The organism is Azospirillum humicireducens (genome assembly GCF_001639105.2).
GTDB lineage: Bacteria > Pseudomonadota > Alphaproteobacteria > Azospirillales > Azospirillaceae > Azospirillum > Azospirillum humicireducens.
Genome location: NZ_CP015285.1, coordinates 178,717 through 200,436, shown reverse-complemented (window position 1 = coordinate 200,436; position 21,720 = coordinate 178,717). Strand labels below are relative to the sequence as shown.

Annotated in this window: 15 protein-coding genes; 12 read left to right on the top strand and 3 right to left on the bottom strand. The window is 66.7% G+C overall.

Translation table 11 applies throughout. The annotated features are described in order from the left end of the window. Positions 1-307 precede the first annotated feature (307 nt). The 3 genes from secA to A6A40_RS00850 all read left to right on the top strand — a co-directional run bounded on the left by secA (position 308) and on the right by A6A40_RS00850 (position 6,648). Complete coding sequence (gene secA, locus A6A40_RS00860) at positions 308-3,043, top strand: preprotein translocase subunit SecA (protein WP_063633713.1); 2,736 nt, start codon at positions 308-310, stop codon at positions 3,041-3,043. A 188-nt stretch (positions 3,044-3,231) separates the two neighbouring features. After that, complete coding sequence (gene mscL, locus A6A40_RS00855; RefSeq protein ID WP_063633712.1) at positions 3,232-3,684, top strand: large conductance mechanosensitive channel protein MscL; 453 nt, start codon at positions 3,232-3,234, stop codon at positions 3,682-3,684. 249 nt (positions 3,685-3,933) lie between these two features. After that, on the top strand, positions 3,934-6,648 hold the full coding sequence (locus A6A40_RS00850) for an EAL domain-containing protein (protein WP_063633711.1): 2,715 nt from the start codon (positions 3,934-3,936) through the stop codon (positions 6,646-6,648). Here A6A40_RS00850 and A6A40_RS00845 read toward each other — a convergent pair. Next, complete coding sequence (locus tag A6A40_RS00845; protein ID WP_063633710.1) at positions 6,645-6,968, bottom strand: DMT family transporter; 324 nt, start codon at positions 6,966-6,968, stop codon at positions 6,645-6,647. The two genes, A6A40_RS00850 and A6A40_RS00845, sit on opposite strands and share 4 nt — an antisense overlap. A gap of 194 nt (positions 6,969-7,162) precedes the next feature. Between A6A40_RS00845 and A6A40_RS00840 the strand changes: the two genes are divergently transcribed. The 3 genes from A6A40_RS00840 (at position 7,163) to A6A40_RS00830 (ending at position 11,502) form a co-directional block, all read left to right on the top strand. Further along, the gene (locus tag A6A40_RS00840; RefSeq protein WP_063633709.1) at positions 7,163-8,731 is read left to right on the top strand and encodes a lysine--tRNA ligase; all 1,569 of its coding nucleotides are present in this window, start codon (positions 7,163-7,165) and stop codon (positions 8,729-8,731) included. Positions 8,732-9,216: 485 nt separating this feature from the next. Next, positions 9,217-10,113, top strand: a complete 897-nt coding sequence (locus A6A40_RS00835; RefSeq protein ID WP_063633708.1) for a hypothetical protein — start codon at positions 9,217-9,219, stop codon at positions 10,111-10,113. An 84-nt stretch (positions 10,114-10,197) separates the two neighbouring features. After that, positions 10,198-11,502 carry a DUF2336 domain-containing protein gene (locus A6A40_RS00830; RefSeq protein ID WP_236783699.1) on the top strand — a complete coding sequence of 435 codons (1,305 nt, stop codon included), beginning with the start codon at positions 10,198-10,200 and terminating at the stop codon, positions 11,500-11,502. A gap of 28 nt (positions 11,503-11,530) precedes the next feature. On the opposite strand, the gene A6A40_RS00825 is transcribed toward A6A40_RS00830, so the two are convergent. After that, positions 11,531-12,016 carry a hypothetical protein gene (locus A6A40_RS00825; protein WP_063633706.1) on the bottom strand — a complete coding sequence of 162 codons (486 nt, stop codon included), beginning with the start codon at positions 12,014-12,016 and terminating at the stop codon, positions 11,531-11,533. Positions 12,017-12,297: 281 nt separating this feature from the next. On the opposite strand from A6A40_RS00825, the gene mdh reads away from it, so the two are divergent. The 6 genes from mdh (at position 12,298) to A6A40_RS00795 (ending at position 20,950) form a co-directional block, all read left to right on the top strand. After that, complete coding sequence (mdh, locus tag A6A40_RS00820) at positions 12,298-13,266, top strand: malate dehydrogenase (RefSeq protein ID WP_063633705.1); 969 nt, start codon at positions 12,298-12,300, stop codon at positions 13,264-13,266. Positions 13,267-13,396: 130 nt separating this feature from the next. Beyond that, positions 13,397-14,593 (top strand): ADP-forming succinate--CoA ligase subunit beta, encoded by a 1,197-nt coding sequence (gene sucC / locus A6A40_RS00815; protein ID WP_063633704.1) that lies wholly within the window; start codon positions 13,397-13,399, stop codon positions 14,591-14,593. A 1-nt stretch (position 14,594) separates the two neighbouring features. After that, entirely contained in the window at positions 14,595-15,470 is an 876-nt protein-coding gene (gene sucD / locus A6A40_RS00810; protein ID WP_014246680.1) for a succinate--CoA ligase subunit alpha, read from the top strand. Between the two features lie 306 nt (positions 15,471-15,776). After that, positions 15,777-18,728 (top strand): 2-oxoglutarate dehydrogenase E1 component, encoded by a 2,952-nt coding sequence (locus A6A40_RS00805; RefSeq protein WP_063633703.1) that lies wholly within the window; start codon positions 15,777-15,779, stop codon positions 18,726-18,728. A 43-nt stretch (positions 18,729-18,771) separates the two neighbouring features. Then, positions 18,772-20,007: a 2-oxoglutarate dehydrogenase complex dihydrolipoyllysine-residue succinyltransferase gene (odhB, locus tag A6A40_RS00800; protein WP_063633702.1), complete on the top strand. Its 1,236-nt coding sequence runs from the start codon at positions 18,772-18,774 to the stop codon at positions 20,005-20,007. 217 nt (positions 20,008-20,224) lie between these two features. Continuing rightward, a complete protein-coding gene (locus A6A40_RS00795; protein ID WP_063633701.1) occupies positions 20,225-20,950 on the top strand; it encodes a Tle-like phospholipase domain-containing protein in 726 nt (241 codons plus the stop codon). 51 nt (positions 20,951-21,001) lie between these two features. Here the strand turns inward: A6A40_RS00795 and A6A40_RS00790 are convergent, their stop codons facing one another. Then, entirely contained in the window at positions 21,002-21,673 is a 672-nt protein-coding gene (locus A6A40_RS00790) for a YopT-type cysteine protease domain-containing protein (RefSeq protein WP_158279267.1), read from the bottom strand. Positions 21,674-21,720: the final 47 nt, after the last annotated feature.

Genomic DNA, 21,720 nt, shown 5'->3' with positions numbered 1-21,720 from the left:
ATCGGAGCCATCCGCCGCTCCGCGCCCGATTCCGCAGGGGATTAAGCATGGCTAACCCGCGCGGGGCAAGGGGTCCGCTCGGGCTCGCGCCGGGGATTCGGCGCCCATGCCCCCTCCAACCACCTGTGTCCCGCCACCGGCAATACCAGCCCCACGGCCTTCCGTCAGCAGCCGTCCCGCTTCCTGGATGCGATTTCATCGTTCCGTCATGGCCGCCTGCCCGGTCTCGTTGACAGGGCCTTGCCATAGTCCTATGTGAGACCCGTCGATAGACTGGCCCGTATTCCGCTTTACTCCCGAGGTTTTCATGTTCGGCGCTCTCGCCCGCAAGATTTTCGGCACCGCCAACACGCGCGCGGTCAAGGCGCTGCACAAGACCGTGGCTCAGATCAACGCGCTGGAGCCGGCGGTCGCGGCGCTGACCGACGACCAGCTCAAGGGACGCACCGACTGGCTGCGCGACCGGCTGGCCAAGGGCGAGACGCTGGACGACATCCTGCCCGACGCCTTCGCCACCGTGCGCGAGGCGGCCAAGCGCGTGCTGGGCCAGCGCCATTTCGACGTGCAGCTGATGGGCGGCATGGTGCTGCACAGCGGCAAGATCGCCGAGATGCGCACCGGCGAAGGCAAGACCCTGGTCGCCACGCTGGCCGTCTACCTCAACGCGCTGGAGGGCAAGGGCGTCCACGTCGTCACCGTGAACGACTACCTGGCCTCGCGCGACAGCGGCTGGATGGCGCGGGTCTACGGCTTCCTCGGGCTGACGACCGGCTGCATCGTCCATGGGCTGGACGACGACGAGCGCCGCGCCGCCTACGCCGCCGACATCACCTACGGCACGAACAACGAGTTCGGCTTCGACTATCTGCGCGACAACATGAAATTCCGGCTGGAGGAGCTGGTCCAGCGGCCCTTCAACTTCGCCATCGTCGACGAGGTCGACTCGATCCTGATCGACGAGGCGCGCACGCCGCTGATCATCTCCGGCCCCTCGACCGATTCGTCGGAGATGTATGTCCAGGTCGACCGGCTGATCCCGATGCTGGTGGCCGAGGATTACGAGAAGGACGAGAAGCACCGCACCGTCAGCTTCACCGAAGCCGGCCAGGAGCATATGGAACAGCTGCTGGGCCAGGCCGGGCTGCTGAAGTCGGGCGGGCTGTACGACATCCAGAATGTGGCGCTGGTCCACCATTCGCAGCAGGCGCTGCGCGCCCACATGCTGTTCCAGCGCGACAAGGACTACATCGTCAAGGACGACAAGGTCGTCATCATCGACGAGTTCACCGGCCGCATGATGGACGGCCGCCGCTTCTCCGAAGGCCTGCACCAGGCGCTGGAGGCCAAGGAGAAGGTGACGATCCAGCGCGAGAACCAGACGCTGGCCTCCATCACCTTCCAGAACTATTTCCGCATCTACCCGAAGCTGGCCGGCATGACCGGCACAGCGCTGACCGAGGCGGCGGAGTTCGGCGAGATCTACGGGCTGGAAGTGGTCGACATGCCGACCAACGTCCCGGTCAAGCGCATCGACCATGACGACGAGGTCTATCGCACCGCGGCGGAGAAATACCACGCGATGACCGACCTGATCGAGGACGCGCGCAAGCGCGGCCAGCCGGTCCTGGTCGGCACCACCTCGATCGAGAAGTCGGAACTGCTGTCGGAGCTGCTGACCAAGCGCGGCATTCCGCACAATGTCCTGAACGCCCGCCACCACGAGCAGGAAGCCTACATCGTGGCCCAGGCCGGCCGCGCCGGCGCGGTGACGGTCGCCACTAACATGGCCGGCCGCGGCACCGACATCCAGCTGGGCGGCAATCTCCAGATGCGCGTGGCGGTCGAGCTGGCCGACGTGCCGGAAGGCCCGGAGCGCGACGCCCGCATCGCCCAGATCGAGGCGGAGATCGCCGAAGCGCGCGAGATGGTCAAGCAGGCCGGCGGCCTCTACGTCATCGGCACCGAACGGCACGAGAGCCGCCGCATCGACAACCAGCTGCGCGGCCGCTCCGGCCGTCAGGGCGACCCCGGCACCTCGAAGTTCTTCCTGTCGCTGGAAGACGACCTGATGCGCATCTTCGGGTCGGAGCGGATGGACAGCATGCTCCAGCGTCTCGGCCTGAAGGAGGGCGAGGCGATCATCCATCCCTGGATCAACAAGGCGTTGGAAAAGGCGCAGCAGAAGGTCGAGGCGCATCACTTCGAGGTCCGCAAGAACCTGCTGAAGTTCGACAACGTCATGAACGACCAGCGCAAGGTCGTCTATGAACAGCGCCACGAGGTGATGGAGAGCGAGGACATCGCGGAGGAAATCCGCGAGATGCGCCACCAGATCATCGCCAACATGGTGTCGACCGCCATCCCAGCCAACAGCTACTCCGAGCAGTGGGACATCGACGGCCTGCACGAAGGCGTGAACCGCGTGCTGGGCATGGACCTGCCGGTCCACGAGTGGGCCAAGGAAGAGGGCATCGCCGAGCCGGAGATCGAGGAACGCGTGCGCGAGGCCGCCGACCGCAAATATGCGGAGAAGGAGGAGGCCTACGGCGCCGAGACGATGCGGCATGTCGAGAAGAGCATCCTGCTCCAGATCCTGGACCAGGAATGGAAGGACCACCTGCTCCAGCTCGACCATCTGCGCCAGGGCATCAACCTGCGCGCCTATGCCCAGAAGGATCCGCTGAACGAGTACAAGCGCGAGGCCTTCGAGCTGTTCGACAGCATGTTGATGGCGCTGCGCGAGCAGGTCACCACCATCCTGATGCATGTCGAAATCCGCATGGCCCCGTCGCAGGAGGAGCTGTTCGCCCGCCAGATGCAGGAGATGCACGAGAGCCGCATGGACCCGGCGCTGGCGATGGCCGCCATGGGGGCTGGTGACGGTGAAGCCCTGCCCGACGGCATGGTCCGCGCCTCGTCCCTCGCCGGCACGCCGGAAGACCAGCCGCTGCCGGCCGAGGTGATGGAAAACACCCCGCGCAACGCCGCCTGCCCCTGCGGCTCCGGCAAGAAGTTCAAGCACTGCCACGGGCGCATGGCGTAAGGGTCGGGGAGCCTCGGCCGGGCGCCCCCTCCCTCCCCCGCTTTGCGGGAGAGGGGAAAGTTCGCAATGCGGCGGCAGTCCCCTCTCCCGCGATAGCGGGGGAGGGATAGGGAGGGGGCAAAAGTCCCCATGAAACCAACCCCTCCCCACCCCGTTTCCCTCCCGTGACCATCGAGGGACGGAGCGCCATGTTGGAAGAGTTCAAGAAATTCATCAGCCGCGGCAATGTCGTGGAGCTGGCTGTCGGCATCATCATCGGTGCCGCCTTTACGGGAATCGTCAATTCCCTGGTCAAGGACATCCTGATGCCGCCGATCGGCTGGATCATGGGCGGCATCGACTTCTCCAACTATTTCTTCAGCCTGTCGGGCGGCCCTTACGAGTCGCTCCAAGCGGCCGAGGCGGCGGGTGCCGCCACCGTCAACTACGGCCGCTTCATCAACGCCTGCATCAATTTCCTGATCGTATCGGGCGCCCTGTTCATGATCGTGCGGCAGGTCAACCGGTTGCACCTCCTGCACAAGGAAGCGCCGAAGGCCGCACCGCGGCAGGAACAGTTGCTGGAGGAAATCCGCGACGCCCTGCGCGCGCGCCCGAAAGACGTCTCTGACGCGCCTCCGTCCCCCGACCGCCCGGCCTGACGTCGTCACCTGAGGCCGTCTTCCCCCAAAACGGGTATTTGGCGCAGGGTTGGGAGACCCGCCATTGCCGACAATGGTCGAACGGGCTACCCTGTTTGGCGAGGTGGCGGGAGCGGGGCGGTGGCGGCCGGATGACGGCGCCCGGTTCTGCAGTCGCCATGTGCGCGCCCACCCGCAAGAGCCCCCTGCCAGAGCGATGCCAATGTCCGTCCGCCGCTTCCCGCCCGCCATCCGCGCCGGAACCCGAGGATGAACCTCGATCCGCGGACCGCCCGTCATGGACGATCTGCGGGCCGGCCCTTCTGGAGCCGGTACCTGGGGGGCCGGCGTCTTGCCGGCGGGCCGGTCGCATTTCGCCTGCTTGCCGCGCTGCTGCTGCCGATGATCGCCGTCGGCCCGGTCCTGGCCATCGGCTCGCCACGGCCGGCGCAGCAGGCGTCCGATGCGGGACCGCAGCCGGCCGAGCTCCGGGTTGCGCTGGATGACAATTACCCGCCCTACAGCTTCCGCAACGCCGACGGCACCCATGTCGGGATCGTGAAGGACCTGTGGGCGCTGTGGTCGCAGAAGACCGGCGTCGCGGTGCGGATGATGCCGAGCGACTGGAATCTGGCACGGCAGGCGATGGACACCGGCGCCGCCACCGTGATCGAGACCATCTTCCGCAACGAAGCGCGCGATGCGCTCTACGACTTCTCCACCCCCTACGCCCGTGTCGATGTGCCGATCTGGTTCAGCAGCGACCTCAGCGGGATCACCGGGGTGGAGTCGCTGCGCGCCTTCACCGTCGGCGTCAAGGACGGCGATTTCTGCATCGAATGGCTGACCGATCAGGGCATCACCGCCTTCCAGCGCTATTCGGGCTTCGAGGTGATGGTCGACGCCGCCGCCCGGCAGGAGACGCGGGTCTTCTGCATGGACGACCCGTCGGCCAACTACTACATGACCAAGCGCGGGGTGCAGGGGCGCTTCCGCTACACCGATCCGCTCTACACCGGCGAGCTGCACTGGGCGGTCCGCAAGGGCGATGCCGCGCTTCACCGCCTGATCTCCGCCGGCTTCGACCGCATCACCCCGGAGGAACGCAAGGCCATCGAGCAGCGCTGGATCGGCCGCAGCCTGGGCGGGGTCAGCCCCGGACTGATCGACCTGCTGCTCAAGCTGCTGGCCGGCCTCGTGGTGCTGGGGATCGGCGCGCTGGTCTGGGGGCTGCTGCTGCGCCGGCAGGTGGAAAGCAAGACGGAGAGCCTGCGCACCGCGGTCGCCGCCCTGACCGCCAGCGAGGAGCGCGTCCGCACCATCTTCGACAGCGTCAACGATGCCATCGTCATCCATGACCTGGACAGCGGCGCCATCCTGGAGGTGAACCGCCGGATGAAGGAGATGTACCGGGTGGGCAATGTGCCGCTGTCGGACATCGATGTGGGGATGCTCAGTTCGGGCACCCCTCCCTATACGGCGGAGGTGGCGGCGGACTGGCGCAGAAAAGCCGGAGACGGGGAGCCGCAACTGATCGAATGGCATGCCCGGCGGCTGGATGGGGCGCTGTTCTGGGCGGAGGTCAGCATGCGGCGAGCCGTCATCGACGGCAACGACCGCCGGGTGCTCGTTCTCATCCGCGACATCACCGAGCGCAAGGCGGCCCAGGAGCGCATGGAGTATCTGTCGCGTCACGACGCGCTGACCCTGCTGCCCAACCGAGTCCTGCTGCAGGACCGCACCGAACAGGCGCTGGCGCGGGCGGAGCGCAACGGCCGTCTGGTGGCGCTGGTCGCCTGCGGGCTCGACCGCTTCAAGACGGTGAACGACAGTCTCGGCCACGCCGTCGGCGACGCCCTGCTGCGCGCGACGGCGGGCCGGCTGAAGGCCGCGGTGCGCGACACCGACACGGTCAGCCGCAGCGGCGGCGACGAGTTCATCCTGCTGCTGTCCGGCCTGCCCGACGTCGACGCGGTGGTGGAAACGGTCGCGTCGCTGCACGAGAGGATGGCGGTCCCCTTCGAGATCGACGGGCAGGAACTGACCGTGACCCTGTCCTCCGGCGTCGCGCTGGCCCCGGCCGACGGCAAGGATTTCGCCACCCTGCTGAAGAATGCCGACACCGCCCTGCACCATGCCAAGGCCGCCGGCCGCGACACCCACCGCTTCTATGCCGAGGCGATGAACACGGAGGCGGTGGCCCATCTCTCCACCCGCAGCGGCCTGCGCCGCGCGCTGGAGCGCGGGGAGTTCCTGGTCCATTACCAGCCGCAGGTCAGCCTGGAGACCGGTGCGGTGATCGGAGCGGAAGCCCTGCTCCGCTGGAACCATCCCGACAAGGGCATGGTCCCGCCCGGCGCCTTCATCCCGATCGCCGAGGACAGCGGCCTGATCGTCCCCATCGGCGCCTGGGTGCTGGCGGAGGCCTGCCGGCAGGGGGCGGCATGGCAGGCCCGCGGCCTGTCGCTGTCGGTGGCGGTCAACCTGTCCGCCCTTCAGCTCCAGCGCAGCGATCTCGTCCGCACGGTCACGGGCGCGCTCGACGGCAGCGGTCTCGACCCGCTGCTGCTGGAGTTGGAGCTGACCGAATCGATGCTGATCCAGAACACCGATGTGGTGATGGACAACCTGCGCCGGATCAAGGCGATGGGTGTGCAGGTGTCGATCGACGATTTCGGGACCGGCTATTCCAACCTGTCCTATATCGGCCGTCTGGCGGTGGACAAGCTGAAGATCGACCGCAGCTTCGTTGCCGACCTCACCAGCAACCACGACAGCGCCAAGATCACCGCCGCCGTCATCCAGCTGGCGCACGGCCTGAACCTGACCGCCGTGGCCGAGGGGGTGGAGGACGCCGCAACGCTGGCGGCGCTGCGCCAGCTGAACTGCGATGTCGCCCAGGGCTATTTCCTCGGCCGTCCCGGCCCGGCCGACGCGGTGGAACACGCCGCCCGGCAGGTGAACCCGTTCAAGGTCGGGGTTTAGGCCGCCCCGTTCGCCATATGCAGGCTGATCACCCCGGCGACGATCAGGGCGATGCCGACCACCTTCATCGTCGTCAGCGACTCGCCGAAGACGAACACGCCGATGGCGGCGATGGCCGCGGTGCCCGCCGCCGACCAGATGGCATAGGCGATGCCGACCTCGATGCTTCGCAGCGCCTTGGCCAGCAGCACGAAGGCGACGCCATAGCAGACCACCACCACAGCTGCCGGACCCAGCCGCGTCATCCCGTCCGACATCTTCATCGCGGAGGTGCCGACGATCTCGAACAGGATCGCCACCACCAGATACAGCCAGCTCATCGCCGTCAAATCCCGACCAGCCCCGCAAAGCCTATCCCGCGGGCGGCGCAGGATGGACCGGGCGACGGCATGCCGCAAGAGCGTCCGCCATGCCCCGCGCCGCACGTCCCACGGTTGACGCCACGCCCGCCGGGCCCTAGGGTCTTTGCCCTCATTCCTTGACTTTATCTATCTGGTTTCGAAAGGGTCCGACGATGACCGGCGAACGGGATCTGGCGTTGCAGGCGAAGGCATGGCCGTTCGAGGAGGCGCGCAAACTGGTCGCGCGCTTCGCGAAAGCGCCGCCCGCCAAAGGCTATGTCCTGTTCGAGACCGGCTATGGTCCGTCGGGCCTGCCGCATCTCGGCACCTTCGGCGAGGTGGCGCGCACCAGCATGGTGCGCCATGCCTTCCAGACCATGAGCGACATTCCGACCAGGCTGTTCTGCTTCTCGGACGACATGGACGGGCTGCGCAAGGTCCCCGACAACATCCCCAACAAGGAGATGGTGGCGGCCAATATCGGCAAGCCGCTGACCCAGGTGCCCGACCCCTTCGGCACCCATGACAGCTTCGGCGCCCACAACAACGCCCGGCTGCGCGCCTTCCTCGACAGCTTCGGCTTCGAGTACGAGTTCCAGTCCTCCACCGACTGGTACAAGTCCGGCCGTTTCGACGAGGCGCTGCTCGGCATCCTGCGCCATTACGACGAGGTGATGGCGGTGATGCTGCCCACCCTCGGCGCCGAGCGTCAGGCCACCTACAGCCCCTTCCTGCCGATCTCCCCCTCGACCGGCCGGGTTCTCCAGGTGCCGATGCTGGAGCGCAACACCGATGCCGGCACCATCGTCTTCGAGGACGAGGACGGCAAGAAGGTGGAGCTGCCCGTCACCGGCGGCCATGTGAAGCTGCAGTGGAAGCCCGACTGGGGCATGCGCTGGTTCGGCCTCGGCGTCGATTACGAGATGTACGGCAAGGATCTGATCCCGTCGGCCGAGCTGGCCGGCAAGATCTGCAGAATCCTCGGCGGCACCCCGCCGGAAGGCTTCAATTACGAGCTGTTCCTCGACGACAAGGGCCAGAAGATCTCCAAGTCGAAGGGCAACGGCCTGACCATGGAGGAGTGGCTGGCCTACGCCCCGCCGGAAAGCCTCGCCCTCTACATGTTCCAGAAGCCGAAGTCGGCCAAGCGCCTGTATTTCGACGTCATCCCGCGCGCGGTGGACGAGTATCTGACCTTCGTCGACAAGGTCCATGGCGAGGAGCCGGCGAAGACGCTGGAGAATCCGGCCTGGCACATCCACAACGGCAAGCCGCCGGCCGTGCGCTCCGACGTGTCCTTCAACCTGCTGCTCAATCTGGCGGGTGCGGCGAATGCCGAAACCAAGGACACCATGTGGGGCTTCATCCGCCGCTACGCGCCGGACGCCACGCCGGAGAACAGCCCCTTCCTCGACAGCATGGTCGGCTATGCCGTGCGCTACTATCAGGATCAGGTGAAGCCGACCAAGCGATTCCGCGCCCCCACCGACGCCGAGCGCGCGGCCCTGCGGGACCTGCTGGCCAAGCTGGACGGCCTGCCGGCCGACTCCCGTGCCGACGCCATCCAGAACGAGGTGTTCGAGGTTGGCAAGACCCACGGCTTCACCGAACTGCGCGCGTGGTTCCAGGCGCTGTACGAGGTGCTGCTGGGCCAGACCACCGGCCCGCGCATGGGCTCCTTCATCCAGCTCTACGGCATCGACGAGACCAAGGCGCTGATCCGCGAGAAGCTGGGCGCCTGACGCGCATTGCCGCATCCGGTCGGGCAAGGGGGGGGCGTCGCCGGACGCCCCCTTTTTCGTTTACGAACATTTACAGGCGCGATGGTCTTCGGAAACGATCGTTTGCCTGACCCGCAAAGCACGATTTGCCTAATGAACGGGCAAAACCGCGCCCAACCGCTTACTCTCTGTGCAAACCAAACGCTATTCCATACGCTGTTATGCGGGTGTCGCACCGCACCAATTCGAAAAGCGTGGTACCGCTAACACGGCGACAGGCTTAAACTCCGCCCTGTTACTGCATTTTGCAGTGCGTTTCCTCCCTAGACTAAAGGCCGCGCCCACTTGGGCCGCGGCCTTTTTTTTGTCCACGGGGACCAGACTTTGCTCCGTCCTGTGACGGCCATCACAGCCGAGTTCAATAAAATACCGGATAAATTGTTCCGATAACCGCGGCCGGCCCGGATGGTCCGCCGGCTGGGATGCATCGGAAGGGAGGGCGCGGGATGACCGCCGATCCGCCGCCGTTCGAACGCCACCATCGCACGGCGCAGGCTCTGGTCAGCACCTTTCAGGAGGCGCTGGAGCCGCAATTCACCGCCAAGGGCGTGCTGTCCCGTGAGGAATTCGCCCGCGCCATGGGGCTGATGATGGCGCACTGGCCGTCGGTGCTGCCGCTGTTCGCTTCGATCTGCCAATCCTGCACGGTGGGGGCATGCGGCGGCTGCGGAACGGTGGGGGAGGAACCTCCGCAGATCGAAGCCGGGGGGCGCCGGCGCGATTTCGTCACCCGCCTGATGGTTTCGGCCCTGCGCTCCAGGCTTCCAGACAGCATGGACCCGATCACCGGCGCCAGCTTTCCCCAAGTGATCGTGCCCGGCCTGCAATCCACCCTGACCGCACTCTTCTACGAGAAGGAGTGGGAAGCGATGAACGCAAGCGTCATCGCCCTGTTCAACCGTCTCGGCACCGACCGCGACGCCGAGGTCTGGCATCGGCTTGCTCATGAGGAAACCTTGTCGGTGCTGGCCGACACGCCCTTCATCCGGGTGATGCTGCGCTTCCGCCAATTCCACCAGCAGCGCCAGACCTTCATCCGGCGGATGACCGACCAGCTGCGCGACCGCCATTTCGTCTTTGCCGAGGAGCATTTCCAGACGCTGTTCGACGCCCTGTTCGGCCGGCTGCGCGACGGCCTGCGCACCGAACTGGGCCGCGCCCGCACCGACATCCAGTATGGCGAGGGCACGGCGGAGGCGCTGCTGCGCATCTTCGACCAGTTCGACAAGCACCGGCAGGAGCAATCCATGCCCGTCCGCGTGCTGGGCGGGCGGCAGATGCCGCGCCCGATGCTGGCGCAGCGCAGCATGCTGGGCAGCACCCCGGCGGCCAAGCGGCGCTGAGGTCCGCTGCAAGTCCGGAGAGATATTACAGGGAACACCGCCGCCGAATTAGGAGCCCGTTAACCAGGGGAGCGTTTCGATGGAGTGCATGATCCCACAGCCGCCGCTCCGATCCGGACGCGGCTCAACCACAAGGCTTCAGGTCCGGTGACAGCCCGGCGCTCCCAGTCCAGCCCCTCGCCCCGTCTTCCGCCGGAGACGGAGTGCGGCGTCGCGCCCGAGCTGATGGACTATCTGTTCGCCGAGTCGCCGGCAGCGGTGCCGGCGCAAGAACCGATGCCGGCACCGTCCCCCGCCGCCGCTCCCCAGCCCGGCCGCACCATCGCCCGACAGGTCGGCGACGTGCTGGTCGAATCGCGGCTGGCCGGCATGGGCGACGCCGACGTGCGCTCCACCCTGGCCCGCAAGCTGTGCCGGCTGCTGCCGGACCTGCCGCCGGGCGGCGCCGACACCGTCAGCACCGTCGCGACCCGCGCCCTGGAGCAGCTGGCCCGCGATCACATCGTCCGGGTGCGCGAGGCGCTGGCGACGGCGATCAAGGACATCGCCTGCGCCCCGCCGTCGGTGGTGGCGACGCTGGCGCGCGACGTCGAGCGGACGGTGGCGGAGCCGGTGCTGCGCTGCTGTGCCGCGCTCGGCGACGAGGATCTGCTGGACATCGTCGCAGCGGCGCCCGCCGGCTGGGCGCTGTCGGCCATCGCCCGGCGCCACAGCATCGGCGCCGCCCTGTCCGACGCCATCGCCGGCAGCGGCCATGCCGAGGCGACCGGCATCCTGCTCGACAACAGCGGTGCGGTGATCGCCGAACCGACCCTCGACAGGTTGGTGGAGCAGTCCGCCCATCATCCCGACTGGCGGGAGAAGCTGGCACGCCGCCCTGCCCTGCCCCGGCGGCTGGCGCAGCGGCTGGCGGATTTCGTCGATCTGGCGGTGGTCGAGTCCCTGCGCCGCCGCGCCGATCTCGACGACGCCACGGTGGCGGAGATCGCCGCGACCACCCGGCGCCGCATCGACTGGGCCGAGGCGCCCGAGTCGGCGGAGCCGCCGGAACGCCGCGCCGTCCGCCTGCACCGGCAGGGCAGGCTGGACGAGACCGCGCTCAGCGATGCGATGTCGTGGAACGAGACCGGCTTCGTCCGGGCGGCGCTGACCTTGCGCGCCCGCGTGGCGCCGGAGGTGGTGGATCTGATCCTCGACGCCCACGATCCGCAGGCGGTCACCGCCCTGGTCTGGCGGGCCGGCCTGTCGATGCGCTGCGCCATGCAGATCCAGGCGCGCGCCGCCGGCATCCATCCGCGCGCGATGTTGAACGCCCGGCAGGGCAGCGGCTTCCCGCTGTCCCCCGCCGAGATGGCCCGCCACCTGGAACGCTATGGGGTCGGGCCGTAAAGGGGCGAAGCGCCCCCGGAGACGGTCCTTACTGCACGGCCCCGCGCGGCATCGGCTGGCGCGGCGTGGCGCGGCCGGTGTGCGGAACCGGGGTGTCGGCCGAAGGTTCCTTGTAATAGGGGCCGCGGTCGGTCGGGCCTTCCATCGCCTCGGCCGGGGTGACGATCTGCTCGCCGGTGCCGGCGTCGAAGGCGATCAGCGCCTGCTGGCGCACCTTCAGGCAGGCCTCGCGCTTGGCCGCCGTCTCCGCCGACTGCGACCCGTCCAGCGTCACCAGCGGCAGCACCCAGTCGGCCCGCTGGTTGTCGGGGATCGAGGTGTAGACGTAGTTGGTCAGCGTCTGGCAATAGGCGACGCTGGGGGCCGCCACCGCGTCGGTGATCGGGGCGGCGGCGATGGCGGCGGTATAGTCGCCGACCGTCTGGGCCTGGGCGGCACCAGCGGCCGAAAGGCCGGCGGCAAGCGCCAGCGACAGGGCCGGACCGGGAATGAAACGGGCCATGAGCTTGGCCATCTGCGCTCTCCTTCGACCATCTTCGAACAAGGTAAGGACCGGACACGAACCATACGTATAAAGCCGAACGCTCCGGCGTTTGGAAAGGATCATCGGGGGTGCGGCGCAAAGCTGCAATGCCCGTTTATGGTTGGGCTTGCGGTCATGCTTGCCCTCCGCGACAAAACGCGCTACCTACGCTTCCGAAATCTCGGGGCGCTGGATCCCTAAGACGTTAGAATGACCAACGGTTCTAGTCTCCCGCTGAATGGGGGACGCTCAAACGTTTTAGGGAACGCTCCATGGCTCGCAAGAAGATTGCGCTCGTCGGTGCCGGCCAGATTGGCGGCACGCTGGCTCTGCTCGCTGCTCAGAAGGAACTGGGCGACGTCGTCCTGGTCGACATCGTCCCAGGCACCCCCGCTGGCAAGGCTCTCGATCTCGCCGAGGCCGCCCCGGTCGAGGGCTACAACGTCAGCCTGACCGGCGGCGACGACTACTCGGCCATCGCAGGCGCCGACGTCGTGATCGTCACCGCCGGCATCCCGCGCAAGCCGGGCATGAGCCGCGACGATCTGATCGGCATCAACAGCGGCGTCTGCAAGACCGTCGGCGAGGCCATCGGCAAGCACGCCCCGAACGCCTTCGTCATCGTCATCACCAACCCGCTCGACGTGATGGTGTGGGTGCTGCAGCAGGCGTCCGGCCTGCCGCCGGAGCGCGTGGTCGGCATGGCCGGCGTGCTCGACTCGGCCCGCTTCCGCTATTTCCTGGCCGAAGAGTTCAACGTCTCGGTCGAGGACGTCACCGCCTTCGTTCTCGGCGGCCACGGCGACACCATGGTCCCGCTGGTGCGCTACTCCACCGTCGCCGGCATCCCGCTGCCCGATCTGGTGAAGATGGGCTGGACCACGCAGGAGAAGCTGGACGCCATCGTTCAGCGCACCCGTGACGGCGGCGCCGAGATCGTCAAGCTGCTGGGCAACGGCTCTGCCTTCTACGCCCCGGCCGCCTCCGCCATCCAGATGGCCGAGTCCTACCTCAAGGACCAGAAGCGCGTTCTCCCGGTCGCCGCCCACCTGAGCGGCCAGTATGGCCAGGACGACCTCTATGTCGGCGTCCCGACGATCATCGGCGCCGGCGGCGTCGAGAAGATCATCGAGATCGAGCTGAACGACGAAGAGAAGGCGATGTTCCAGAACTCCGTCGACGCGGTGAAGACGCTGGTCGACGTCGTCAAGAAGCTGAACGCCGAGAAGGCCGCTTCCTAAGGAACGGACCGCGCGGTCTCCGGCGTCTGCCCGGTCCCTGTCCGGGCCGGGTGGACGCCGGTGGTGCGCCCGTCTTGTCCTTCAGTCGACCCGTTCTCGTCAGCCGAAACAAAAAACAGATGGACGCCCGATGAACATCCATGAGTACCAGGCGAAAAGCCTGCTGAAGAAGTACGGCGTCGCGGTTCCCCGCGGCGGCGTTGCCTACACCCCGCAGGAGGCCGAGACGGTCGCCCGCGAGCTGGGCGGTCCGGTCTGGGTCGTGAAGTCCCAGATCCATGCCGGTGGCCGCGGTGCCGGCCGCTTCAAGAACAACCCCGAGGGCAAGGGCGGCGTCCGCGTCGTCAAGTCGATCGAGGAAGTCGGCAAGAACGCCTCCGAGATGCTGAACAGCGTCCTCGTCACCAAGCAGACCGGCGCGGAAGGCCGCGAGGTGAAGCGCCTCTATATCGAGGAAGGCGCCGACATCAAGCGCGAGCTGTATCTCGGCATGCTGATCGACCGCGCCACCGGCCGCGTGACGATCATGGCCTCGACCGAAGGCGGCATGGAGATCGAAGAGGTCGCCCACAACACGCCGGAGAAGATCGTCAAGGTCGCCGTCGATCCGGCCACCGGCATCCAGGGCTACCACACCCGCAAGGTCGCCTTCGCGCTGGGCCTGGAAGGCAAGCAGGTCGGCGCCGCCGCCAAGTTCATCCAGGCCGCCTATCAGGCCTTCGTGGACCTGGACTGCGCCATCGTCGAGATCAACCCGCTGATCGTCACCGGGTCGGGCGACATCCTGGCGCTCGACGCCAAGATGAACTTCGACGACAACGCGCTGTTCCGCCACAAGGACGTGGAAGAGCTGCGCGACGAGGCCGAGGAAGACCCGGCGGAGATCGAGGCGGCCAAGCACAGCCTCAACTACGTCAAGCTCGACGGCAACATCGGCTGCATGGTGAACGGCGCCGGCCTGGCGATGGCCACCATGGACATCATCAAGCTGTATGGCGGCGAGCCGGCCAACTTCCTCGACGTCGGCGGCGGCGCCACGAAGGAGCGCGTCACCGCGGCCTTCAAGCTGATCCTGTCCGACAGCAACGTCGAAGGCATCCTGGTCAACATCTTCGGCGGCATCATGCGCTGCGACGTGATCGCCGAGGGCGTGGTCGCCGCGGCGCGCGAAGTGCACCTGCACGTTCCGCTCGTGGTGCGCCTGGAAGGCACCAACGTCGATCTGGGCAAGAAGATCCTGGCCGAATCCGGCCTGCCGATCCTCTCGGCCGACAACCTCGCCGATGCCGCCGAGAAGGTGGTCAAGGCCGTGAAGGAGGCCGCGTAACATGGCTGTTCTCGTCGACAAGAACACGAAGGTGATCTGCCAGGGCTTCACCGGAGCCCAGGGCACCTTCCACTCCGAACAGGCCATCGCCTACGGCACCAAGATGGTCGGCGGTGTGACCCCCGGTAAGGGCGGCGCCAAGCATCTCGACCTGCCGATCTTCGACACCGTGTCGGAAGCGGTGGAGAAGACCGGTGCGAACGCCAGCGTGATCTACGTGCCGCCGCCGTTTGCCGCGGACGCGATCCTGGAAGCGATCGACGCCGAGATCCCGCTGGTGGTCTGCATCACCGAAGGCATCCCGGTGCTGGACATGGTCCGCGTCAAGCGCGCCCTGGATGGCTCCAAGACCCGCCTGATCGGCCCGAACTGCCCCGGCATCATCACGCCGGACGAGTGCAAGATCGGCATCATGCCGGGCCACATCCACAAGCGCGGCAAGATCGGCATCGTCTCGCGCTCCGGCACGCTGACCTATGAGGCCGTCGCGCAGACCACGGCGGCCGGCCTCGGCCAGACCACCTGCATCGGCATCGGCGGCGACCCGGTCAACGGCACCAACTTCGTCGACAGCCTGGAGCTGTTCGTGAAGGACCCGGAGACCGAGGGCATCATCATGATCGGCGAGATCGGCGGCGACGCCGAAGTCCGCGGCGCCGAGTTCATCAAGGCGTCGGGCACGAAGAAGCCGGTCGTCGGCTTCATCGCCGGCCGCACGGCTCCTCCGGGACGCCGCATGGGCCATGCCGGTGCGGTGATCTCCGGCGGCAACGACACCGCCGACTTCAAGATCGACTTCATGAAGTCGGTCGGCATCGCCGTCGCCGACAGCCCCGCCAGCCTGGGCTCCACCATGCTGAAGGTGTTCAAGGGCTGATCGCCTGCGGGCGTCGCGGCGACGTGACGCCCGCGGCCATCGGCCTTTGAAAAGAGGACGCCTTTTGAAGAGGCCGACGGGCGGGACGCTGCGGTGCCCCGCCCGCCGCCTCTTCGGGCTCTCCTCTTGGACGGATGATCCTGGGAACCCATATGCAAGCGTCGGCGGTGCTCTTCGCATCCCAGTCCGCACCCCGCCGGCCGTTTCCGCCGGTTCTTGCACATGGGTATCCAACGATCCCCCGCCCTCTTCATCACTCGCGATCATCTCCCACAGGGAATCGGGCTCACGGCCCGAGGTGAAACCATGTCGGCAAATCTGGAACAGACCTCGTTCCTCTTCGGCTCGAACGCCGGTTACGTCGCCGAACTCTACGCCAGCTACCTGTCCAACCCGGCCGCTGTCGATCCCAGCTGGAACAGCTTCTTCCAGGATCTGGACGAGGATTCGCGCGCCGTCCTGGACGAGCTGCGCGGCGCGTCCTGGACCGTGTCCGATCTGGAGGACCCCAAGGCCAAGCGCGACCCGGTCGCCGAGAGCTTCATCGTCGCCGCCCCCAACGGTGCCGCCAACGGCGCCGCCGCCGCGCTGACCGGCCCCGGCAACGGCGCCATGCTGGCCCACACCCAGCAGGTCTATGGCGGCATCAGCCCGCAGCAGCTGCGCGCCGCCACGCTGGACAGCATCCGCGCCCTGATGCTGATCCGCGTCTTCCGCGTCCGCGGCCACATGAACGCGCATTTCGACCCGCTGGGCCTGGAAAAGCGTGAGCCGCACCCGGAACTGGATCCGGCGACCTACGGCTTCGGCCCGGACGACCTCGACCGCCCGATCTTCCTGAACTACTCGCTCGGCCTGGAAACGGCGACGCTGCGCCAGATCCTCGACATCCTGCACAAGACCTATTGCGGGACGATCGGCGTCGAGTTCATGCACATCCAGGACCCGGAAGAGAAGGCCTGGATCCAGGAGCGCATCGAGGGCGGCCGCAACCACACCGACTTCACGGTGAACGGCAAGCGCGCCATCCTGGAGCGCCTGACCGCGGCCGAGGGCTTCGAGAAGTTCCTGCAGCTGAAATACACCGGCACCAAGCGCTTCGGCCTTGAGGGCGGCGAGTCGATGATCCCCGCGCTGGAGCAGATCCTGAAGCGCGGCGGCCAGCTCGGCCTCCGGGAAGTGGTGGTCGGCATGGCCCACCGCGGCCGTCTGAACGTGCTGACCAACTTCATGGGCAAGCCCTTCTCCGCCGTCTTCTCGGAGTTCCAGGGCAACCCGTCGAGCCCCGAGGACGTCCAGGGCTCCGGCGACGTGAAGTACCATCTCGGCACCTCGTCGGACCGCGACTTCAACGGCAACATCGTCCACCTGTCGCTGACCGCCAACCCGTCCCACCTGGAATGGGTCAACCCGGTCGTGCTGGGCAAGGTGCGCGCCAAGCAGCAGCAGCGCCGCGACCTGGAGCGCGAGCAGGTGATGGGCGTGCTGATCCACGGCGACGCCGCCTTCGCCGGCCAGGGCATCGTGGCCGAGACGCTGGGCCTGTCGGAGCTGCGCGGCTACCGCACCGGCGGCACCATGCACTTCATCATCAACAACCAGATCGGCTTCACCACCAACCCGACCTATTCGCGGTCGGGCGTGTACTGCTCCGACATGGCCAAGATGGTGCAGGCGCCGATCTTCCATGTGAACGGCGACGATCCCGAAGCCGTCGTGCATGTCAGCCGCATCGCCATCGAGTTCCGCCAGAAGTTCAAGCGGGACGTCGTGATCGACATGGTCTGCTACCGCCGCCACGGCCACAACGAGGGCGACGAGCCGGGCTTCACCCAGCCGATCATGTACAAGAACATCCGCGCCCACGCGACCACGCGCGAGCTGTACGCCCGGCAGCTGGTGAGCGAGAACGTCATCACCCAGGCCGAGGGCGACCAGATCACCCAGGACTTCATGAAGAAGCTGGAGGGTGAGTTCGAGGCGTCCAGCACCTACAAGCCGAACAAGGCCGACTGGCTGGAAGGCAAGTGGGCCGGCCTGCAGGCGCAGGGTGCCGATTCGCCCCACCGCGGCGAGACCGGCGTGGACATCGACAGGCTGAAGCAGATCGGCTTCAAGCTCTGCGAGTACCCGAAGGACTTCGCGATCAACTCCAAGATCGCGCGCCAGCTGGAAGCCAAGAAGAAGACGCTGGAAACCGGCGAGGGCATCGACTGGGCGACCGCCGAGGCGCTGGCCTACGGCACGCTGGTCGCCGAGGGCACCGGTGTCCGCCTGTCGGGCCAGGATTCCGGCCGCGGCACCTTCTCGCACCGCCATGCGGTGATGTACGACCAGAACACCGAAGAGAAGTACATCCCGCTCTGCCACGTCAGCCCGGATCAGGCGACCTTCGAGGTCCATGACAGCCCGCTGTCGGAAGCCGCGGTCGTCGGCTACGAGTACGGCTATTCGCTGGCCGAGCCGCACAATCTGGTGCTGTGGGAGGCGCAGTTCGGCGACTTCGCCAACACCGCCCAGACCATCATCGACCAGTTCATCTCGTCGGGCGAGTCCAAGTGGCTGCGCATGTCCGGCCTGGTGATGCTGCTGCCGCACGGCTACGAGGGCCAGGGGCCGGAACACTCGTCCGCCCGTCCGGAACGCTTCCTGCAGATGTGCGCCGAGGACAACTGGCAGATCTGCAACGTGACGACGCCGGCCAACCTGTTCCACGTCTTCCGCCGCCAGATCCGCCGCAGCTTCCGCAAGCCGCTGGTCCTGTTCACGCCGAAGTCGCTGCTGCGCCACAAGCTGTGCATCTCCGACCTGTCGGAGATGGGTCCGGGCAGCACCTTCCACCGCGTGCTGGGCGAGACCGCCAACGATCTGGCCGCCAACGACAAGATCCGCCGCATCGTGGTGTGCTCCGGCAAGGTCTATTACGACCTGCTGCAGGAGCGCATGAGCCGCGGCATCAAGGACGTGGTCATCCTGCGCCTGGAACAGCTCTACCCGTTCCCGAAGGACGCGCTGGCGGCCGAATTCGCCAAGTATCCGAACGCCGAGCTGGTCTGGTGCCAGGAAGAGCCGGAGAACCAGGGCGCCTGGCATTTCGCCGACCGCCGCCTGGAAGGCGTGCTGAAGGACGTCGGCCACAAGGCCGGCCGCCCGTCCTATGTCGGCCGCCCGGCCACCGCCTCGCCGGCCACCGGCCTGCTGAAGCGTCACAACCAGGAGCAGGCCAAGCTCCTGGATCAGGCCCTGACGGTCCGCTGACCATCGCACCCAAGCGAACAAGAAGACGAACGAGGAACAAGAAATGGCTACCGACATCAAGGTCCCCACGCTGGGTGAGTCCGTCTCCGAGGCGACGGTCGCCCGCTGGCTGAAGAAGGCCGGCGAGGCCGTCGCCATGGACGAGGCGCTGGTCGAGCTGGAGACCGACAAGGTCACGCTTGAGGTGAACGCGCCGGCCGCCGGCGTGCTGGCCGAGATCGTCGCTCCGGAAGGCGCGAACGTCGAGGTCGGCGCCCTGCTGGGCGTCCTCACCGAGGGTGCCAGCGCCGGGGCCGCCCCGGCTGCTGCCGCCCCGGCTCCCGCCGCTGCCGCTCCGGCCGCCGCCCCGGCCCCGGCCGCTGCCGCTCCGGGCAACCTGGCCGCTTCCGGCCCGGCCGCCCGCAAGCTGGCGGACGAGAAGGGCATCGACGGCTCGTCCATCGCCGGTTCGGGCAAGGATGGCCGCGTGACCAAGGGCGACGTGCTGGCGGCTCCGGCCCCGGCGGCCAAGCCGGCCGCTCCGGCCCCGGCGCCAAAGGTCCAGTGGGCCGCAGGCACCCAGGGCGACCGTCCGCGCGCCGCGCAGGAAGAGCGCGTCCGCATGACCCGCCTGCGTCAGCGCATCGCCGAGCGCCTGAAGGAGGCCCAGAACTCCGCCGCGATGCTGACCACCTTCAACGAGGTGGACATGTCGGCGGCGATCGCGCTCCGCGCCGAGTACAAGGACTATTTCGAAAAGCGCCACAAGGTGCGGCTCGGCTTCATGTCCTTCTTCGTCAAGGCCGCCGTCCAGGCGCTGAAGGAGATCCCGGCCGTCAACGCCGAGATCGACGGCACCGACATCGTCTACAAGAACTACTATGACATCGGCGTCGCCGTCGGCACGCCGCAGGGTCTGGTGGTTCCGGTCGTCCGCGACGCCGACAAGCTGGACTTCGCCGGCGTCGAGGGCACCATCGCCGCTCTCGGCAAGAAGGGCCGCGACGGCAAGCTGTCGATGGACGAGCTGACGGGGGGCACCTTCACCATCTCCAACGGTGGTGTCTACGGCTCGCTGATGTCGACCCCGATCATCAACCCGCCGCAGTCGGCCATCCTCGGCATGCACAAGACGATGGACCGCGCGGTCGTCGTCGGCGGCAAGATCGAGATCCGCCCGATGATGTATCTGGCGCTCTCCTACGACCACCGCATCATCGACGGCAAGGAAGCGGTGACCTTCCTGGTCCGCATCAAGGAGCTGATCGAGGATCCGCGCCGCCTGCTGCTGGACGTCTGATCCGAAAGAGGCAAGGGAGGGCTCCGGCCCTCCCTTGACCCACCCGCCAAGGGCCGTCGCCCTTGGAACCCTGGAGGGGCGCCGCGAGGCGCCCTTTTCTTTTTCTGCGGCACAACCGGAATGGAAATCCATTCTCGGATAACAATCGTTCCAGTCTGTTGACAGCTTTGGCGTGCCGGTATTGTCTTGGGAACCCGTTGCGACAGAAGGCGCCGTCATGTCCGTCTACATTCTCGATTTGGCCATTGCTGCCAACACCGTCTACAATTTCCAGAAGGGACGGGGAAATGACGCAGCTGCTTTCACCAAAGCGGAGGATGCGAGCCGCTGCCCCCCCGGTTTCCAGATGCTGGTCTCGATGGAGGAGACATCGGTCGGCTTCTTCGGAGCCGTGTACAAAGAAAAGCACTCCAAACACTTTATCGTGGCTTATCGCGGAACCGCGGTGGGAAGCAGCTCCTCGGGCCAGATGGCCGGCCTGAAGAATCTGAAAACCGATATCGGTCTCTATGCCATCGAAAGCCTGCCCTCCTGCCTCAGCTATGCGACCCAGCTGTATGAGTTGGCGCGCAAGACACTGCCGGGGGACCAGCCGGTCCTTTGCGGCCATTCGTTGGGCGGTGCGATCGCAACCATCGTGGCGGTGGAGAATGCGGCGCCCTGCTGCGCATTCAACGCACCGACCGTCTCCAAGATGGTGCGCGGCGGCATCATTCATGGGCCGTATGTCCGCGTTAAAAAAGAAGATCTGCCGGAAATCGAAAAGAATATCGTCAACTTCAATCTGCAATGGGATCCGATCAGCAAGTCGTCGAAGGCTGTTGGAAAAGTGATCAAGCTGCCCGCGACCATGGCAAATGGCGGCCACTCTCAGGACAAGGTGGTCGCCAACATCAAGTCCAGCAAATACGCCTCGATGTCCTTCTTCGATCTGGTCGGCTGAGACCGGAAAACGGATCGGGGCCGTTTGGGTCGGAGCCAGCCGCGTGGCCGGTCAGGCGAAGGAAACGCTTTGGACCACGAATTCCTTGACCCGGTAATCGATGGTCGCACCGCTCCGCGATTCATAATGCCGGTAGCGGTCGACCAAACCGGCGATCAGGCTGGCGGCACTGCCGCTCGACGCTTTGAATTCGCCATAGTTGGGGTCGAAGAAGTACAGGTGCGATCCCAGCCCGAAGGCCTTGCCGCCGGATTTGTAGCAGCAGGTGGCGTGCGCCGCCCCGCGCTGCGTGAAGTTCAAGGTGACAAGGTGATAGGTATGCGGGCTGGCGGTCGCGGTGGCGATCGCCTTCGTGACATCCTTGACGCTGTCCGGATCGGTCGCGCTCATCCATTGCGTCCGCGTCTGCCCAACGGCGAGTCCGGCCTGCCCCATCGCCTGGTTGCGCGCGCCCAGCTGCTCCGATGACAGGTCCAGATCGAATTTCAGCTCCGTGCTGTAGAGACGCTGCTTGATGCTGGCGTGCAGAATCGTGCTGTCCTGGTCGATGTAGGCGATGCGCTTCTGCGGCGCCTCGCCCTTGCTGGTGCGGTGGCGCTTGATCCATTCGATGCACAGGCCGAAGCAGATGCCCTTCATCGCTTCATGATCGTCGGGAAACAGCCGCTCGACCGGTGAGCGTTGCTTGAACGGTGCCACGCAATAGCTGTCGAAATCGGCCATGCTCATTCCCTGGTCTTGGCATTGCCCGGCGGAGCGAGCCGCGGGCC

Bases quoted from the DNA above. Each gene is read 5' to 3' on its own strand.
- secA (WP_063633713.1), top strand. From the start codon at position 308: ATGTTCGGCGCTCTCGCCCGCAAGATTTTCGGCACCGCCAACACGCGC.
- mscL (WP_063633712.1), top strand. From the start codon at position 3,232: ATGTTGGAAGAGTTCAAGAAATTCATCAGCCGCGGCAATGTCGTGGAG.
- A6A40_RS00850 (WP_063633711.1), top strand. From the start codon at position 3,934: ATGAACCTCGATCCGCGGACCGCCCGTCATGGACGATCTGCGGGCCGG.
- A6A40_RS00845 (WP_063633710.1), bottom strand. From the start codon at position 6,968: ATGAGCTGGCTGTATCTGGTGGTGGCGATCCTGTTCGAGATCGTCGGC.
- A6A40_RS00840 (WP_063633709.1), top strand. From the start codon at position 7,163: ATGACCGGCGAACGGGATCTGGCGTTGCAGGCGAAGGCATGGCCGTTC.
- A6A40_RS00835 (WP_063633708.1), top strand. From the start codon at position 9,217: ATGACCGCCGATCCGCCGCCGTTCGAACGCCACCATCGCACGGCGCAG.
- A6A40_RS00825 (WP_063633706.1), bottom strand. From the start codon at position 12,016: ATGGCCAAGCTCATGGCCCGTTTCATTCCCGGTCCGGCCCTGTCGCTG.
- mdh (WP_063633705.1), top strand. From the start codon at position 12,298: ATGGCTCGCAAGAAGATTGCGCTCGTCGGTGCCGGCCAGATTGGCGGC.
- sucC (WP_063633704.1), top strand. From the start codon at position 13,397: ATGAACATCCATGAGTACCAGGCGAAAAGCCTGCTGAAGAAGTACGGC.
- sucD (WP_014246680.1), top strand. From the start codon at position 14,595: ATGGCTGTTCTCGTCGACAAGAACACGAAGGTGATCTGCCAGGGCTTC.
- A6A40_RS00805 (WP_063633703.1), top strand. From the start codon at position 15,777: ATGTCGGCAAATCTGGAACAGACCTCGTTCCTCTTCGGCTCGAACGCC.
- odhB (WP_063633702.1), top strand. From the start codon at position 18,772: ATGGCTACCGACATCAAGGTCCCCACGCTGGGTGAGTCCGTCTCCGAG.
- A6A40_RS00795 (WP_063633701.1), top strand. From the start codon at position 20,225: ATGTCCGTCTACATTCTCGATTTGGCCATTGCTGCCAACACCGTCTAC.
- A6A40_RS00790 (WP_158279267.1), bottom strand. From the start codon at position 21,673: ATGGCCGATTTCGACAGCTATTGCGTGGCACCGTTCAAGCAACGCTCA.